Source organism: Kitasatospora sp. NPDC088160 (genome assembly GCF_044741445.1).
Taxonomy (GTDB): Bacteria; Actinomycetota; Actinomycetes; order Streptomycetales; family Streptomycetaceae; genus Kitasatospora.
In genome coordinates, this window is record NZ_JBIUSS010000045.1 from 1 (window position 1) to 13,098 (window position 13,098).

12 protein-coding genes and 1 pseudogene are annotated in these 13,098 nt (G+C 75.6%); 7 read left to right on the plus strand and 6 right to left on the minus strand.

Features of this window, described 5'->3' with window-relative positions; genetic code table 11:
• Positions 1-138 precede the first annotated feature (138 nt).
• The gene (locus ACIOGZ_RS40595) at positions 139-612 is read right to left on the minus strand and encodes a hypothetical protein (RefSeq protein WP_363579893.1); all 474 of its coding nucleotides are present in this window, start codon (positions 610-612) and stop codon (positions 139-141) included.
• A 314-nt stretch (positions 613-926) separates the two neighbouring features.
• On the opposite strand from ACIOGZ_RS40595, the gene ACIOGZ_RS40600 reads away from it, so the two are divergent.
• The 4 genes from ACIOGZ_RS40600 (at position 927) to ACIOGZ_RS40615 (ending at position 3,970) form a co-directional block, all read left to right on the plus strand.
• Complete coding sequence (locus ACIOGZ_RS40600) at positions 927-1,640, plus strand: molybdopterin-dependent oxidoreductase (protein WP_363579894.1); 714 nt, start codon at positions 927-929, stop codon at positions 1,638-1,640.
• Entirely contained in the window at positions 1,624-2,232 is a 609-nt protein-coding gene (locus tag ACIOGZ_RS40605; protein ID WP_363579895.1) for a cytochrome b/b6 domain-containing protein, read from the plus strand. Before ACIOGZ_RS40600 ends, ACIOGZ_RS40605 begins: the two co-directional genes overlap by 17 nt.
• Positions 2,233-2,549: 317 nt before the next feature.
• Positions 2,550-2,717, plus strand: a complete 168-nt coding sequence (locus tag ACIOGZ_RS40610; protein WP_400989633.1) for a hypothetical protein — start codon at positions 2,550-2,552, stop codon at positions 2,715-2,717.
• A complete protein-coding gene (locus ACIOGZ_RS40615; protein ID WP_363579897.1) occupies positions 2,714-3,970 on the plus strand; it encodes an MFS transporter in 1,257 nt (418 codons plus the stop codon). Before ACIOGZ_RS40610 ends, ACIOGZ_RS40615 begins: the two co-directional genes overlap by 4 nt.
• 116 nt (positions 3,971-4,086) lie before the next feature.
• Here ACIOGZ_RS40615 and ACIOGZ_RS40620 read toward each other — a convergent pair whose 3' ends face one another.
• The 3 genes and pseudogenes from ACIOGZ_RS40620 to ACIOGZ_RS40630 all read right to left on the minus strand — a co-directional run.
• Positions 4,087-4,743 (minus strand): class I SAM-dependent methyltransferase, encoded by a 657-nt coding sequence (locus tag ACIOGZ_RS40620; RefSeq protein WP_363579898.1) that lies wholly within the window; start codon positions 4,741-4,743, stop codon positions 4,087-4,089.
• Positions 4,740-5,267, minus strand: coding sequence for a DUF2064 domain-containing protein (locus tag ACIOGZ_RS40625; RefSeq protein WP_400989661.1), 528 nt, complete (start codon positions 5,265-5,267; stop codon positions 4,740-4,742). Before ACIOGZ_RS40625 ends, ACIOGZ_RS40620 begins: the two co-directional genes overlap by 4 nt.
• A gap of 99 nt (positions 5,268-5,366) precedes the next feature.
• Positions 5,367-6,080, minus strand: a pseudogene (locus ACIOGZ_RS40630) (glycosyltransferase family 2 protein); the annotation flags it as partial.
• A 285-nt stretch (positions 6,081-6,365) separates the two neighbouring features.
• Between ACIOGZ_RS40630 and ACIOGZ_RS40635 the strand changes: the two are divergent.
• A complete protein-coding gene (locus ACIOGZ_RS40635; protein ID WP_400989663.1) occupies positions 6,366-7,148 on the plus strand; it encodes a response regulator transcription factor in 783 nt (260 codons plus the stop codon).
• Positions 7,145-8,317: a HAMP domain-containing sensor histidine kinase gene (locus ACIOGZ_RS40640; RefSeq protein WP_363618462.1), complete on the plus strand. Its 1,173-nt coding sequence runs from the start codon at positions 7,145-7,147 to the stop codon at positions 8,315-8,317. The genes ACIOGZ_RS40635 and ACIOGZ_RS40640 overlap by 4 nt, the downstream gene beginning before the upstream one ends.
• A gap of 65 nt (positions 8,318-8,382) precedes the next feature.
• Here ACIOGZ_RS40640 and ACIOGZ_RS40645 read toward each other — a convergent pair whose 3' ends face one another.
• On the minus strand, positions 8,383-9,924 hold the full coding sequence (locus tag ACIOGZ_RS40645; RefSeq protein ID WP_400989636.1) for an AMP-binding protein: 1,542 nt from the start codon (positions 9,922-9,924) through the stop codon (positions 8,383-8,385).
• A gap of 39 nt (positions 9,925-9,963) precedes the next feature.
• Positions 9,964-11,082: an NAD-dependent epimerase/dehydratase family protein gene (locus ACIOGZ_RS40650; RefSeq protein WP_400989637.1), complete on the minus strand. Its 1,119-nt coding sequence runs from the start codon at positions 11,080-11,082 to the stop codon at positions 9,964-9,966.
• A gap of 262 nt (positions 11,083-11,344) precedes the next feature.
• Here ACIOGZ_RS40650 and ACIOGZ_RS40655 point away from each other — a divergent pair, with 262 nt between their 5' ends.
• On the plus strand, positions 11,345-12,967 hold the full coding sequence (locus tag ACIOGZ_RS40655) for a purple acid phosphatase family protein (RefSeq protein ID WP_400989638.1): 1,623 nt from the start codon (positions 11,345-11,347) through the stop codon (positions 12,965-12,967).
• Positions 12,968-13,098: the final 131 nt, after the last annotated feature.

Below are 13,098 nucleotides of genomic sequence, written 5' to 3' on the forward strand. Positions count from 1 at the left end.
GCGGGGGGGGGGGGCGGGGGCCGTTGGTGGGGGTGGTGGGGGGGGGCGGCCGGGGGGGCGGGGCGCCCCGGGCCCCCCCCCCGCCCCCCGGGGGGGGGGCCCCGCCGGGGGGGCGGGGCGGCCCCCGCCGGGTGTGGGTCAGGCCTTGATGGTGAGCCAGGCGCCGAGGCCGTTGCAGCCGCGGGCGTCGTAGCTGGTGCTGCGGTAGCCGGCCGGGATCGGCGAGTAGGGGCAGGTCCAGATGCCGTTGCGGACCAGTTCGTGGAACCAGGCGCCGACGCCGCTGCACCCCTGGGGGTTGTAGTTGGTCAGGACGTAGCCGGAGACGATCGGCGAGCCGGAGCAGGTCCACAGGCGGTTCTGGGCGGGTGCCTGGAACCAGGCGCCGTGGTTGTTGCAGCCGCTGGAGTTGAACATGGTGATGACGTAGCCGTCCGGGACGGGCGTTCCGGGGCAGGTCCAGCCGCCCACCGAGGCGGTTGCCGCGGGGGCGGCCGGGGCGGCGGCGGTGGCGGTTCCGGCCGCCGTGCCGGTGAGGGCGGCGGCGAGGAGGGCGACGACGGCCGCCGCTCTTCCCGCGTGGGTCCACAGTCGACGGAGGATTCTGGTCACGGCGCACCGGTCCGATCGGTAGCCCCGGCGGTCGCGGCCGGCCGGGGAGGGGGGAACAGCGGGGATGCGTGGCACCGTAGTGGCGTGGCCGGAGCCGGGGGAATACGGGGTTCGAAAGATCGTCGAACTTGACTGGAAAACGATCTCCCGCCGCTCGGACGCTCGGCGTCGCTCGGTCGCTCGGTCGCTCGCCCGCTCGCCCGCTCGCCCGCTCGCCCGCTCGGCCGTGGAGCCTGCGGGCGAAGATGACGAAAGGCTGACGGACCGGTGCCGGGCCTCGCGCCGGCCGGGCTCGGGCTGGTGCAATCGGGGGCGTGGACAGAACAGGCGAAGAGGGCCGGGGCGCCCCGGTGGGGCGGCGGGTGGTGCTCGGACTGCTCGGGCTCGGGGCCGTCGGGGTGGCGGCGGGGCCGTACCTGCAACGGGCCGAGTCGGGGTTGGCCGAACGGGACCCGAGCGGGCTGAGCGGGCTGCTGCCGGGCAACAACGGATTCCGGTACTACTCGGTGGTGTCGTCCGTCCCGGAGCGGAGCGTGGCGGACTACACGCTCAGCGTCGACGGGATGGTCGAGCGGCCCGCGACGTTCCGCCTGCCGGACCTGCGGGCGATGCCGCAGCGGCGGCTCGTGCGGGACGTGCAGTGCGTGACCGGGTGGCGGGTGCCGGACACCCCGTTCGAGGGGGTGCCGCTCGCGCACCTGCTGGACGCCGCGGGCGTGCGGCCGGGGGCCGGGGCCGTCCGGTTCAGCTGCTTCGACGGCGCGTACACCGAGAGCCTGACGCTGGCGCAGGCCCGACGGGACGACGTACTGGTCGCGCTGCGGATGCAGGACGGCCCGATCTCCCACACCCACGGCGGCCCGGTGCGGCTGTACGTCGCGCCGATGTACTTCTACAAGTCCGCCAAGTGGCTCTCCGGGATCACCGTGACCGGTTCGGTGGAGCCGGGCTACTGGGAGCGCGACGGGTACGACGTCGACGCCTGGGTCGGCCGGTCGAACGGACGTGACGATGCGCCCACCGGCTGAACTCCTGCTGCGCTTCACCCGGGCCGAGCGCTGGGTGCACCGGACGACCGCCGCGCTGACCGGCGTCTGCCTGGCCACGGCGGCCTGCCTCTACCTCGCCCCGCTCGCCGAACTGGTCGGCAACCGGCGGCTGGTGGTGACGGTGCACGTGTGGTGCGGCCTCGCGCTGCCCGTGCCGCTGCTGCTCGGGCTCGCCTCGCGGGCGCTGCGCGCGGACGCCGCCCGGCTGAGCCGCTTCACCCCGGCGGACTGGGACTGGCTGCGCGCCGTCCGGCGCCGCGCCCCGCACCGGCCGGCGGGCAAGTTCAACGCCGGGCAGAAGCTCTACGCGCAGTGGACGCTCGGCTCGATGCTGGTGATCGTCGGCACCGGGCTGCTGATGTGGCTGCCCCGCCTCGCCCCGCCCTCCTGGCGGACCGGGGCGACCTTCGTCCACGACTGGCTGGCCGCCGCCATCGCCGTGGTGGTGGTCGGACACGTCCGGATGGCCTGGCGGGATCCGCAGGCGCGGCTCGGGATGCGGACCGGGCTGGTGGAGCGCCGGTGGGCCGAGCGCGAGCACCCGCAGTGGCGGCCGGTGGGCCGGGAGTAGGCGGCCGGTCGGACGTCTTGTCGTGGCCCGGGGCGTGTGGCAGGCTCGGCCGGGACGCCTCGAAGGGTGCCGCCGGGGCACCCCTGACCGTGGGGCCAAGAGGCGGTTGGGCGACAGCCGCACGCGTGGTGCACGACCGGCATCCTGCAAGGCTCCTTGGACCCCGGCGCCAATCTTCTCCTCGCCGCCCTGTCGATCGCGGGCGGCCCTTCCGGCTTCGTAGGTACCCGGCGTCCAGGTTAGGCATGCCTTGCTTTCGCTCTGACCAGCACTCTAAGGTAACTCCTCAGAGGACCTGAGAACCCGAGGACTTGAGAGTGACCGTGACAGAACTCCATGAACTGACCCTGGCCGAGGTCCGGCCGGCCGCCGCCGAGGACACCTCGCAGCCGGTGCTCGACCGGGACGCCGCGCACCAGGACACCGCACACCGGGACGCCGCGCACCGGGGCCTCGCGTTCCGGGTCGAGGGAGGAACCACGTGAAGCGCGGCCAGCTGGCCTTCCTGACCGGCACCCACGTCGTCAACGACCTCTACCAGGGCGCCGTCCCGGCACTGCTGCCCTTCCTGATGTCCGAGCGGCACTACAGCTACACCGCCGTCTCGGGGATCGCGCTGGCCGCCACCGGCCTGTCCAGCGTGGTCCAGCCGTTCTTCGGCCTGCTCGTCGACCGCCGCCACCGCGGCTGGCTCGTCCCGGCCGGCTTCCTGACCGCCGCCGGGGGCCTCGGCTGCGCCGGACTCGCCGACAGCTACCTGCTCACCTGGCTCTGCGTGGCCCTCGCCGGGATCGGCGTCGCCGCCTACCACCCGCCCGCCACCAACCAGGCCAGAGCGGCGGGCGGCCAGTCCCAGCAGGCGATGAGCCTGTTCTCCGTCGGCGGCACACTCGGTGCCTCGCTGGCGCCGGCCCTGGTGACGCTCGTGGTCGGCTCGCTCGGCCTGGCCGGCAGCTGGCTGCTCGCCGTCCCCGCAGTGGTGATGGGCGCACTGTGGGCGGCCCAGGGCCCGTGGCTGCGCCGCCGGGGCCACACCCCCGCGCCGCCGCTGGTCACGGGCGGCGCGGCCGGGAGCGGACAGCGCGACGACTGGCGGGCCTTCGGCCGGCTGGTGGTCGCCACGGTCTGCTGGTCGGTGCCCTACGTCACGGTGACCTCGATGCTCGCCCTGCACCTCCAGCGCGACCTGCACACCTCGACGGGCGCGGGGGCGGTGGCCCTCACCTCCCTCACCCTGGCCGGTGCGGCGGGCACCCTGCTCGGCGGGCGGCTGGGCGACCGGTACGGGCGGCTCCTCCCGATCCGGCTGGGCTACCTGCTGGCCGCCCCCGCCCTGGCCGGCGTGGCCTTCGCCCCCACCTTCGCGGTGGCCGAACTCGCCACCGTCGCGTTCGGGTTGGCGATGTTCCTGCCGTTCGCCGCCCAGGTGACGCTGGCCCAGGACTACCTGCCCAACCGGCCCGGCACCGCCAGCGGACTGACCCTGGGCCTGGCGATGTCGGTGGGCGGGCTGGCCGCCCCGCTGCTCGGCCGGATCGCCGACGCGTACGGGCTGCGCATCGTACTGGGATCGGTGCTCGGGGTGCTGCTGGTCGCCCTGGTCTGCGGACTGCGGCTGCGTGACCGGGTGCTGCCGACGGATGAGTCCGCCCCGCCGCCGGGCCTGGAGCAGGAGCCGGAGTCGAAGCCGGCGTCGGTGGGCGCGGCGGCGGAACGGGCAGGTGGGCGGGCCCGCTGAGGGGCTGCGGGGCCCGTCCTGATGGCAGCGGGACCGGGATGCCGTCGTTGCCGAGGACCCGCCGACACGTCAGGAGGGTGGGGTCGCGTCCGTCAAGGGCAACGGCCTTGTGCGCCTCAGCGCTTGTGCAGGGCGAGGAAGCGGCGGCCGTGCGAGGTCCAGCGCTCCGCCTCGACCAGTCCGGCGGCGGCGTGGGCCCGCCGTAGGGCGGCGGCCGTGCCGAGCCGGGCCCAGGGGAAGGCCGGCCCGAGCCGGCCGTCCGGGCCCTCGACCTGGACGGTGACCTGCTCGTCCAACTCCACGGGCTCCACCTCGACCAGCAGCAGACCGTCCGGCGCGATGAGTTCGGCGCCCCGGTGGAGCAGGGCGTCCGGGTCGCCGCCGATGCCGAGGTTGCCGTCGGCGAGGAGCGCGGCGCCCCAGCGGCCCTCGGCGGGAAGCCGGTCGAAGACCGAGCGGCAGAGCGCCGGGCCGCCCAGTCCGACCGTGCGGGCGACGGCCGCCCTGGTCACGTCGACGCCGAGGGCCGGGACACCGAGCGCGAGCAGCGCGGCGACCAGCCGCCCGGGCCCGCAGCCGAGGTCGAGGACGGGCGCGGCCCGGCGGGCGCAGCGCCGGAGCAGGCTGTGGTCGGCGCCGGCCGCCGGGGCGCACCAGCGTTCGATGTCCAGCCGGAGGCGGTGGCCGTCCTCCCGGCGCAGCCAGAGCGGGCCGCGCCCGGTGCGGACGGCTTCGGCGAACGGGTCGTCCACCCAGGCGGTGGCGGTCGTCAACTCGCCACCTCCGGCTTCAGGTCGACCGTTCCCAGCTGGGCGGCGAAACGGCTGTCCGGGGCCTCGGCGGCGACGCGGCGGGCGTCCTCGGCGGTGTCCACGTCGGTGAGCAGCGGAAGGTGATGAATCGTCAAGGCGGCTTCGGCGAGGCGTTCCAGGAGTGCCGCGCCGGTCCTCGGGGTGGACATCGGCACTCCGTGCAGCAGGCGCGCGGCCAGTTCGGCGGTCGGCCGGGCCAGGCCCAGCGCCCAGAAGCCGCCGTCGGCCGCCGGGCCGTACCAGGCGTCCGTGCCCGCCCGCCGTGCGGCCGACAGCGGCTCGGCCAGCGCGGCGGCGCTCAGCTGCGGGGTGTCCATCCCGACCAGCAGCGCCGGGGCGTGCGGGGCCACCCGGGCCGCGTGCGCGAAGGCGGCGGCCAGCCGTTCGTCCAGCCCGCCGCCGGTCTGCGCGACGACCTCCCAGCCGGGCGGCAGCCAGTCGCCCGGTTCGCCGTCCAGGACGAGCACGCGCCGCCCGGCCGGCATCGTGCCCAGGGTGTGCAGGGTGTCGGCGAGGGCGGCCGAGGCCAGGGCGGCGGCCTGTTCGGGGGTGCACGGCGGGGTGAGCCGGGTCTTCACCCGGCCGGGGGCGGGCGACTTGGCGATCACCAGCAGGGTCGGCGGGGGCGCGGCCAGCACGGCCCGCATGTCGCGGATGGCTTGGCGGGTGCCGCGCAGGGTGCCGGTGACCTTGGAGCGGCCCGCGCGCGGCAGGTAGTCGACGGGGGTCTCGGTGATCCGCAGCCCGGCGGCCGAGGCGGCGAGCACCATCTCCAGCGGGTAGCCGGACCGGCGGTCGCCGAGCCCCAGGGCCAGCAGTTGTTCCCGGCGGGCGGCCCGCATCGGGCCGAGGTCGTGCAGCGGCGCGCCGGTGCGGGCGCGCAGCCGTCGGGCCAGGACGGTGTTGGCCAGGCGGGCGTGCAGCGGCCACGCCCCGGCCGTGGCCGGGCGGCGGCGGCCCAGCACCAGGTCGGCGGAGCCGGCCAGCACCGGACCGGCGACCAGGGGGAGCTGGGCGGGATCGAGGGAGCCGTCGCAGTCCAGGAAGCAGACCAGGTCGGCGGTGGCGGCGCGCAGCCCGGCGTGGCAGGCGGCGCCGAACCCGCGCCGGGGCTCCTCGACCACCGTCGCGCCGAGCGAGCGGGCGAGGTCGGCGGAGCCGTCCCGGGAGCCGTTGTCGACGACGACGGCCCGCCAGCCGTCCGGGATCCGCCCCAGAACCCAGGGCAGCGCGGCGGCCTCGTCGAGGCAGGGCAGCACGACGTCGACGGGGGAGACGGGGGAGGTGGGTGAGGTCACCCGGCCACGCTAAGTGCGGGACGGCGGGGTGCGGCGGCGGCGCAGCCTTACGGAAGTCGGACGCCCCGGCGGCTGACCCGTCCGGCGGATCGGCCCGGGCCGCATCGGGCTGGGCTGGGCCGGGCCGCATCGGGCTGGGCTGGGCTGGGTCGCATCGGGTTGGGCTGGTCCGGGTCGGGCGAGGGTGCGGGCGGCGGATCTTACGGAACGCGAACGCGGGCCCGCTTCCGCCCGCGCCCGCCGCCGAGGCCTCCTATCCTCGGCGAGGTGAACGACACCTCGCACATCCTGGTGATCGACGACGACCCGACCGTGGCCGAGGTCGTCGCCGGCTACCTCACCCGCGCCGGGCACCATGTGGACCGGGCCGCCGACGGTGCGCTGGGCCTGGACCTCGCCGAGCGCACCCGCCCCGACCTGCTGGTGCTGGACCTCATGCTGCCCGGCCTCGACGGGCTGGAGGTGCTGCGCCGGCTGCGGGCCTCCGCCGGGGGCGCCGCGCTGCCGGTGGTGCTGCTCACCGCCAAGGGCGACGAGGCGGACCGCATCCTCGGCCTGGAGCTGGGCGCGGACGACTACGTCACCAAGCCGTTCAGCCCGCGCGAACTGGTGCTGCGGGTGCAGTCGGTGCTGCGCCGCGCCCGGGCGGGGGGCGGGGCCGCCGACGGGACGGGCGGCGGGCCGGGCGACGGGCCGGGCGACGGGGTGCTGCGCTCGGGGGACGTCACGCTCGACCCGAAGGCCCGCCGCGCCCACCGGGGTGCGCGTGAACTCGCCCTCACCCTCCGGGAGTTCGACCTGCTGGCGTTCCTGCTCCGGCACCCCGGCACGGTGTTCTCCCGGCAGAGCCTGATGCGGCGGGTGTGGGGCTGGGACTTCGGCGACCTCTCCACCGTCACCGTCCACGTCCGGCGGCTGCGCGAGAAGATCGAGGACGACCCGGCCGCGCCCGCCCTGATCAGCACCGTCTGGGGCGTCGGCTACCGCTACGACCCGGCGCCCCACGGCCCGGCTCCCCATGACCCGGCTCACGACATGCCGCACCACCCGCAGGGCGGTGCGGCGTGAAGGACCTGCTGCTGATCGCCCTGTTCGCCGCCCTCGGCGCGGGCGGGGCCGGCCTGCTCGGCTGGGCGGCGATCCGGCTGCTGCGCCGCCGCTCCGTCGCCCTGTCCCTGTTCTGCGTGGCGGTGGTGACCGTCCTCGCGGTGACGTCCGGGACGTTCGCCGTGGCGCAGGCGATGTTCCTGTCCACCCACGACCTCGGCGTGGTCATCACGGTGCTCGGCATGGCCGCCGTCGTCTCGCTGCTCACCGCCGCGCTGCTCGGCCGTCAGGTGGTGGCCGGTAGCCGGGCGCTGACCGAGGCCGTCCGGACGGTCGGCAGTGACGCCGGGTTCACCGCGCCCGCGCACCCGCTCGGCGCGGAACTCGCCGCGCTGAGCGAGGAGTTGGCTGCCACCAGCGCCCGGCTGGCGGAGTCCCGGGCGCGCGAGCAGGCCCTGGAACACTCCCGCCGGGAGCTGGTCGCGTGGATCTCGCACGACCTGCGCACCCCGCTGGCCGGCCTGCGGGCGATGGCCGAGGCGCTGGAGGACGGCGTCGCCGAGGACCCCGACCGCTACCTGGTGCGGATCGGCACCGAGGTCGAACGGCTCACCGGCATGGTGGACGACCTGTTCGAGCTCTCCCGGATCCAGGCGGGCGCGCTCGCCCTCTCGCTCACCCGGGTCTCGGTGTACGACCTGGTGGACGACGCGCTCGCCGGGGCGTACCCGCTGGCCCGGCGGCGCGGCGTCCGGCTGGAGGGGCGGCAGGTGGCCGACGAGCCGGCGGCGGCCGAGCCGGTCGAGGTGGACAGCGGGGAGATCACCCGGGTGCTCGGCAACCTGCTGGTCAACGCGATCCGCTCGACCCCCGCGGACGGCGTGGTGGCCGTCGCCGCCCGGCGGGAGGCCGACGAGGTGGTGCTGTCGGTGACCGACGGCTGCGGCGGCATCCCGGAACAGGACCTGCCCCGGGTGTTCGAGACGGGCTGGCGCGGCGGCTCCGCCCGCACGCCCCGCCGCGACGACGGCCGGGCCGCCGGCGAGCCCGGCGAGAGCGGTGCCGGGCTCGGGCTCGCCATCGTGCGCGGCATCGTCGAGGCGCACGCCGGGCGCGCGGAGGTGCGCAACGTCGCCGGGGGCTGCTGCTTCGAGATCGCCCTGCCCGCGCCGCGCGCCCGGCGGGAATGACGAGGCAGGTCCCGGGGTCCGCCCTTCGGACGCGCGGCGCGCTCGGCCTACTTGGCCCGCTCGGCCTACTCGGCCACGGCCTCGCGCAGCCGCTTCTTGTCCGGCTTGCCGACCGACGTCAGCGGGATCTCGTCCACGAGGTGCAGGGCCTCCGGCGCGTAGATCCGCCCCTTGCGGGCCGTGACGAACGCCTGGACGTCCGCCAACTCGGGCTGCTGCCCCGGAGCGGGAGCGACGGCGACGTGGACGTGCTCCGCCTCCTGCGCGTCGCGCACGCCGAAGACCGCGCAGCGGGCGATCGCCGGGTGGGTGAGGAGGAGGTCCTCCACCTCGGACGGGTAGACGTGCCCGCCGACCACGATAATCAGGTCCTTGACCCGGTCGGCCAGGTAGAGGCAGCCGTCCGCGTCGAAGTAGCCGACGTCGCCGGTGTTCAGCCAGCCGTCGCGCAGCACCTCGGCGGTCAGGTCGGGCCGCTTCCAGTACCCGGCCATGAGTCCGGCCGATCGGACGTGGACCTCGCCCTGCTCCCCCGTGGGCAGCTCGGTGCCGTCGGCGGACCGGATCACCACCTCGACGCCCGGGAGAGGGCGGCCGACCGAGACCTGGCCGCCCTGCGCGATCCGGTCGTGCCCCTCTGGGGTGAGGAAGGAGATCAGCTGCGCCTCGGACATCCCGTAGACGCCCACCAGGACCGGCCCGAACACCTTGAGCGCCTCGCGGATCCGGGTCGGCGAGGCGGCGCAGCCCCCGTACGTGATCTGCCGCAGGCTGGACAGGTCGGTGCGGCCGATCGCCGGGTGGTCGAGCAGCTGGTAGAGCAGCGGCGGCAGCACCCAGAGGCTGGTGATGCGCTCGCGCTCGACGGCGGCCAGTACCTCGCCGGGGTCGAAGGTGCGCTGGAGGACCACCGTGCCGCCGTGGTGGAGCGTCAGGTCGGAGAAGATCCCGGCGAGGTGGGCGAGCGAGGTGGCGGCGAGGAAGCGGGGCGCCTCGCCGGCCGTGCCGGCGGAGCCGAACGAGGTGTCGAAGACGCCGCGGTAGGGGCCGTGCAGGCTGAGGATGCCCTTCGGGACCCCGGTGGTGCCGCCGGTGTGGCGGATGCCGAGGTCGTCGTCCGGGCCGATCCGGACGGCGGGCGGCTCGGCGGGGCGGTTGGCGGAGGCGGCGATCACGTCCTCGCCGATCGCATCCGGTCCGGGGCCGAGGCGGAGGACCGTCGGCACGGCGATCAGGGGCAGCAACTCGGCGGCCTCCGCGTACCGTTCGGCGTCCACGAGGAGGACGGCGGTGTCGACGCTCGCCGCGATCTCGGCCAGGACGGGGGTGCTCATGCCGTCGTACAGGGTGACCACCCGCGCACCTGCGAGGCCCGCGGCGTAGCGGGCGCCGAGCGCCTCGGCGGTGTTGCCGGTGAGCAGGGTGACGGTGTCCCCGCGGGTGACGCCCCGGGCGATGAGCTCGTGGGCGAGGCGGTAGGTGGCGGTGGCGAAGTCGCCGGCGGTGATCTCGACGCCGTCGGCGGTGACGATGGCCCGCCGCTCCGGATCGGCGGAGAGGGACCGGAGGATCAGGGCGGGTGCGCTGACGAATTCCTGGTCGTTCATGGCCACTTCTTCCTTGTAGTTTGCAACCATGTTGCAAGGCTAGCCCCATCCTCCGCTCTTCACCGGTGAGTTCCGGCCGATATCGGACGGACCGTCAGGTGTGGCGCCGGACCGCGGTGCCGCCGCGAACTCGGCCATCCCGGCGGGGAACGGCACCTGCGGGCGCCAGCCGAGTTCGGCGCGCAGCCGGGAGGAGTCGGCGGTGATGTGCCGGACGTCGCCCAGGCGGTACTCGCCGGTCACCAGCGGTGCCGGGCCGCCGTACGCCGCCGCCAGCGCCCCGGCCATCTCGCCGATCGTGCGGACCTCGCCGCTGCCCACGTTGTAGGCGCGGGAGCTGCCCGGCGCGCGGGCGGCAAGGGCCTCCAGCGCGGCGAGGTTGGCCGCGGCGACGTCCTCGACGTGGACGAAGTCCCGGCGCTGACTGCCGTCCTCGAACACCCGGGGGGCCTCGCCCCGGGCCAGCGCCGAGCGGAACAGCGAGGCGACCCCCGCGTACGGGGTGTCGCGCGGCATGTCCGGGCCGTACACGTTGTGGTAGCGGAGCGTCAGGACGGTGCCCTGGCAGGCCCGGGCCCACACGGAGGCCAGGTGCTCCTGGGCGAGCTTGGTGGCCGCGTACACGCTGCGCGGGTCGGCCGGGGCGTCCTCGGCGACCAGGCCGGGGCTCAGGGCGCGGCCGCAGACCGGGCAGGGCGGCTCGAAGCGCCCGGCCTCCAGGTCGGCCGGGCGGCGCGGGCCCGGGGCCACGTCGCCGTGCGCGGGGCAGCGGTAGCGGCCCTCCCCGTACACCACCATCGAGCCGGCCAGGACGAGCCGGCGGACCCCGGCGCGGGCCATCGCGGCGAGCAGGACGGCCGTGCCGAGGTCGTTGCAGCCCGCGTAGGCGGGGGCGTCGTCGAGGTCCAGCCCGAGGCCGACCATCGCCGCCTGGTGGCAGACCGCGTCCACCCCGGCCAGCGCCCGCTGCACGGCGGCGGCGTCCCGGACGTCCCCCTGCTCGAAGGCCACGCCCCCGGGCAGTTCGGGGGCCCGCCCCGAGCGGTGGACGGCGGGCAGCAGCGCGTCCAGCACCCGCACCCCGTGCCCGGCCGCGACCAGTGCGCGGACCACGGCCGACCCGATGAACCCGGCTCCGCCGGTGACCAGAATCTCCATGCCGCCGACGCTAGCCGCGCGGTGCGGCGGATCGGGCGTGGACGGACCGGCCGTCAGGGATCGGTAATCCTCCCGGCGTAATCGGCGTGGCCGGCGTAACCGGTGTGACCGGCCTGACCGGCCTGACCGGTGTCACGGTCGATCGCCGCCCGATCCGATCCGGCGTTCAACTGGCGTTCGCCGGAAGAACCTTCCCCGGTGGCCCGGGCGCCCGGTTCGGCTGGGACTCTCCAGGGCGTTTCCCGGAGCCTTGGAGGCGGCAGTGTCACATCCCTCGCGCAGAACGGTCCTTCGGACGGGTACCGCGGCCGGTGCGCTGGCCGCGCTGCCCGCGTCCGCCCTCCTCTGGACGCAGCCGGCCCTGGCGGGCACCCCCGGACCGGAGCAGATCCACCTCCAGTGGGGCAACGAGCCGTCCCGCGAGATGACCGTCTCCTGGGCGACGCCCGCCAGTGTGCGCCGCCCCCGGGTGCGGATCGGCACCCCCCGCGGCGGCGCCGGCCACACCGTGGACGCCGAGACCCGCACCTACGTCGACGGGCTCAACAAGGTCGAGACGTACACCCACCACGTCCGCCTGGACGGCCTGCGGCCCGACACCACGTACGTCTACGAGGTGCTGCACGACGGCTCCGGCCCGGTGCGCGGCACCTTCCGCACGGCGCCCGCGCGTGGCCGGGCCGCGTTCCGCTTCACCAGCTTCGGCGATCTCGGCACCGGCGACAACGTGTTCAGCAAGTCCTCGATCCACGGCGCCGCCGCCGTCCGCCAGGTCGAGCAGTTCGCGCCGCTGTTCCACCTGCTCAACGGCGACCTCGCGTACGCCAACAACAACCCGCAGCGCCAGCCGCAGTGCTGGAACGCGTTCATGAACAACCTCGCCAAGTCGGCCGCCAGTCGGCCCTGGATGCCCGCGCCCGGCAACCACGAGGTCGAGGCCGGCGGCGGGGACCTCGGCTACGCCTCCTACCTGACGCGCTTCGAACTGCCCGACAACGGCACCCGCGACTACTGCGGCAACTGGTACAGCTTCCAGGTCGGTTCGGTGCTGTTCGTCAGCCTCGACGGCAACGAGATCGCCGTCGAGGACGACGCCAGCCTCGACCCGGCCACCGGCCTGTCCATCTACATCAGCGACTACAGCGAGGGCGCCCAACTCCGCTGGCTGGAACGCACCCTGGCGCGCGCCCGGCGCGGCCGCGCGGTGGACTGGGTCGTCGTCAACCTGCACCAGTTCGCGATGTCCTCCTCGGCCGCCAGCCACGGCGGTGACATGGGCATCCGCGAGAAGCTGCTGCCGCTGCTCGACCGCTACGGCGTCGACCTCGTCCTGGCCGGGCACGACCACGACTACGAGCGCACCCACCCCGTCCGCGGCACCGAGCCGGGTGGCCTGCTCACCCCGGCCGTCGCCGACGACGACCTGCGCCGGATCGATACCTCGCAGGGCACCGTCCACCTGATCCTCGGCGGTGGCGGCACCGCCGGCCACGACGACGTCTACCTGCCCGCCGACGCGGACGGCGTCCGCCAGGCCTCCGTGCGCACCCAGCGGCTCACCTTCAAGGCCGACCCGGATGCCAAGGAGAAGGCCCACTGGTCCGCGGTCACCGACCCGGACACCGCCTTCCCCTACGGCGTCGCGGTCTTCGACGTCGACCCCGGGCCGCTGCCGGGCGGCCGCACCACCATCACCGTCAGCTACTACCACTCCCCGTCCGCCACCGCGGCCAACCCGTTCCCGACGCCGGTGCTCTTCGACCGCTTCACCCTGTACCGCGACCGCAGCGACGGCTGGGGCGACCGGGACCGGAGCGACGACCGGAACGACGAGCAGGGCGAGGACGAGAACACCGGCTCCGAGGTCGGCGCCGGGCGCCGGTAACGCCTCGCGTCCCTGAGGGGCCCGTCGCGCGTACCGCGCGGCGGGCCCCTCGTCCGTTCAGACGGTTCCGGGGACGGCGGCCGAGCGGGCGCCGGTCCATGCGGGGTGAGTGGTGACGGAGGGTCGTCGCG

Coding starts and splice junctions, on each gene's coding strand:
- ACIOGZ_RS40645 (WP_400989636.1), bottom strand. CDS start 9,924: ATGAACGACCAGGAATTCGTCAGCGCACCCGCCCTGATCCTCCGGTCC.
- ACIOGZ_RS40650 (WP_400989637.1), bottom strand. CDS start 11,082: ATGGAGATTCTGGTCACCGGCGGAGCCGGGTTCATCGGGTCGGCCGTG.
- ACIOGZ_RS40625 (WP_400989661.1), bottom strand. CDS start 5,267: ATGCCGGCCGGGCGGCGCGTGCTCGTCCTGGACGGCGAACCGGGCGAC.
- ACIOGZ_RS40605 (WP_363579895.1), top strand. CDS start 1,624: ATGCGCCCACCGGCTGAACTCCTGCTGCGCTTCACCCGGGCCGAGCGC.